Source organism: Sphingobacterium sp. SGL-16 (genome assembly GCF_011043515.1).
In the GTDB taxonomy this organism is placed as follows: domain Bacteria; phylum Bacteroidota; class Bacteroidia; order Sphingobacteriales; family Sphingobacteriaceae; genus Sphingobacterium; species Sphingobacterium litopenaei.
Window position 1 is genome coordinate 1 of sequence record NZ_JAAKGQ010000091.1, and the last position, 3,366, is coordinate 3,366.

General features: G+C 34.8%; 1 protein-coding gene. It reads left to right on the plus strand.

Going from position 1 to position 3,366, the window contains the following annotated elements; translation table 11 throughout:
- Window positions 1-713: 713 nt before the first annotated feature.
- The gene (locus G5B32_RS16695) at window positions 714-3,344 is read left to right on the plus strand and encodes a carboxypeptidase-like regulatory domain-containing protein (RefSeq protein WP_165292630.1); all 2,631 of its coding nucleotides are present in this window, start codon (window positions 714-716) and stop codon (window positions 3,342-3,344) included.
- Window positions 3,345-3,366: the final 22 nt, after the last annotated feature.

The following is a 3,366-nucleotide window of genomic DNA, read 5'->3' on the forward strand; positions in this document are numbered from 1 at the left end:
TTTTATTCGTTTTTTAAATCTAATGTAATTTCGAAATTACTTTAGAGTAGACTTTAACAAGCGCAAAACCAGCTATTCCTAGCCCTAACATGCCCATTACAGCTACAGTTGGATCATCAAATAAGTGTATCATAATTCATCGGTTTCATTAATCCTAATATATAAATTTTGCAAATGAAATAAAGAAATTATTTTAATTTTTATTAAGTTTGTAGAAATGAGACTACTAGTTTATTTTGTGTGTTTAATGTTCACCTTTGTATCATTAGGTGGAAACATTTATTTGCACAAATGTAAAGATGCAACCTTGCTAAGTCTCTACGAAAAGGTCGACACAAAAAGTTGTCCTTTTTGCGAGAAGCATCATAAATCCGATCACGAAAAAGATGATCACTGCGAAGGTGAATGCTCAGATTCTATATTAAAGATTGACCAATTAACGGACAAGAACTTTAATGCCAATCAAATATTATTTACGCAAATTTCTCCAGCAATAATCCCTTTATTGTGGATTGTAAACATTATAACTCCTACTGCTGATATAAATCATCCGCAAAATATAGATTATTTATATTCTAGTACGGATTCTTCACCACCTATATACATCCAAAACTGTATTTTTAGAATTTAGGATTTTCTATTATTTAATAGTTTTAATATCAACCATTCAGGTTGAGCTTATAATTTTATTGACTTAATAATAGAAAACACATATGAAACTTTATATAAAGTTGATTTTTATCGCACTTTTTACAGTGCTAACTACCAACATATTTGCCCAAACCGATAGTACAGCTACTTTTGAAGTTTCTGGAAATTGTGGAATGTGTAAATCTAGAATTGAAAAAGCCGCTAAACTTACTGGTGTCGAGAGTGCCATATGGAACATCGAAGACCATAAAATTACTGTAAAATATAATTTTAGTAAAGTAAAGCTAGCTTCTATTCAACAAGCTATTGCGCAAGCAGGCCATGATACACCTTTATTCCAGGCTCCGGATGAGGTATATAATAAATTACATGAATGTTGTGAATATGAACGCATGGGAGAAAATCACACCACGCACGAACATAATGGTGACGATGATCATGACCACGATCACGATGCTCATGCCAAAGAGAACGGGACTGATAACCATGAAGAGGATCATAACCATGAACATATTATAACTGGTGTAGTAGTAAATGAGGACAATAAAGCATCATTGACCCCTATCTCTAATGTGAACGTAAAATGGTTAGAAGGACCAAAAGCACAGGTTACCTCTAATGAAAATGGGGTATTCAAAATCAAACACGATAAAGGGAATAAACACCTTGTATTTTCTTATGCTGGAATGCAGCCTGATACGATTGAAGTAAAAAATTTGCATGAAGTTTTAGTGGTTCATGCTCAAAATAATGTGCTCTCAGAAGTAGTCGTATCTCGTCGCAAAAAATCAAGTTATATTAATGCTCTTTCGGCTAATAGAGCCGAAATTCTTACAGCTCAAGAATTATTCAAAGCAGCGTGTTGTGATTTAAGTGAAAGTTTCGAGACAACAGTTTCTGTTGACGTTGTAAGCAATGATGCTGTAACTGGAAGTAAACAAATTCAATTGTTAGGTTTGAGTGGGATTTATACGCAATTGACAGTGGAAAATCTTCCTGGTCCTCGTGGATTTGCTACTCCGCTGGGCTTAAACAGTATTGCAGGAACTTGGATAGAATCCATTGATATCAGTAAAGGTATTGGTTCCGTGGTGAATGGATATGAAAATATGGCTGGTCAAATCAATGTGGAATTGAAAAAACCGCATAATTCTGAGAGACTATTTTTCAATGCTTATGCTAATAATATGGGTCGAACCGATGTTAATTTAAATTTAGCGCAAAAAATTAATGATCACTGGTCAGTAGGACTATTATTGCATGATAATTTCATGTACAATAAAAACATGAATTTCAGTGATAATGGCTTCCGAGATATTCCCGTTGGAAATTTGTTCTCTGGTATTAATAGATGGCATTATGAAAATGGAAAAGGTACTATAGCTCAATTCGGCATAAAATATCTAAAAGATGACCGTACTGGTGGCCAAGTGAACTTCGATAAGAGTAGAGATAAAGGTAAAACTGACATCTATGGATTAGGATTTGACAATGAACGAATTGAAGGTTTTGCTAAAATTGGGTATGTTTTTCCGCAGAACAGATTAAGAAGCATTGGTTTACAATTATCCGCCTCCAATTACAAACAAGACAGCTATTTCGGCCTTCGTAATTACAATAGCGAACAAACTAATGGATACGCGAATTTGATATTTCAAGACATCATTGGCTCTGTAACTCATAAGTATAAGGTAGGAGCTTCAATGACTTATGATAAATACAAAGAGGATATCGAATCAAACAATTTTGATAGAATAGAAACTGTATCAGGATTATTTGCTGAATATACATTCAGTCCTTCTGAAAATTTTGATATGGTATTAGGATTACGCGAAGATTATAATTCGCTGTACGGCTGGTTTACCACACCGCGATTGGTGGCAAGATATAATCCTTTTACAGGTAATACTATTCGATTCAGTACAGGAAGAGGGCAACGTACCGCGAATATTTTTGCAGAAAATATGAGCATTTTGGCTTCGTCACGTACATTAGATTATGCTGCCTTAAAAAACAACCAAGATGCTTATGGGTTAAGACCTGAAGTATCGTGGAATACAGGAATTACCATTGATCAAAATTTCCAATTATTCGGACGTGAATCTGGAGTTTCCGTTGAATTATTTCATAATAACTTCCAAAATCAAGTCGTGATTGATTGGGAAAATCCTCGTACCGTTTCGATTTATAATTTGGATGGTAAGTCGTATTCAAATAGTTTGCAAGCTGAATTCCGATTCATGCCAGCTCCTCACTTTGAAGCCCGCATGGCCTACAGATTATTGGATGTGCAAACTGATTATAAGGATGGAAAATTACAAAAACCACTTACAGCCAAACACAGAGGTTTTGTAAATTTGGCCTACAACCTACATAGTGGTTGGAGTTTTGATTATACATTCAATACTGTTGGTCCGAAAAGATTGCCTTCTACATCAGCTAACCCTTCAGCATATCAGCTGGCAAATTATTCGAATGCATACATAACAATGAATGCACAAATCAGCAAAAGCTTTGGTGCAGATAAGAATTTCACCATTTATGTAGGCGGAGAGAACCTAACGAACAAATTTCAAAAAGATCCTATCTTAGCGTTTGATCAACCGTTCGGGCAATATTTTGACACGAACTTATTGTGGGGACCAATTACGGGTAGAATGTTCTATACAGGTATTCGTTATCACATCAAATAATAAAATAAAAGGAGGCTTAAGC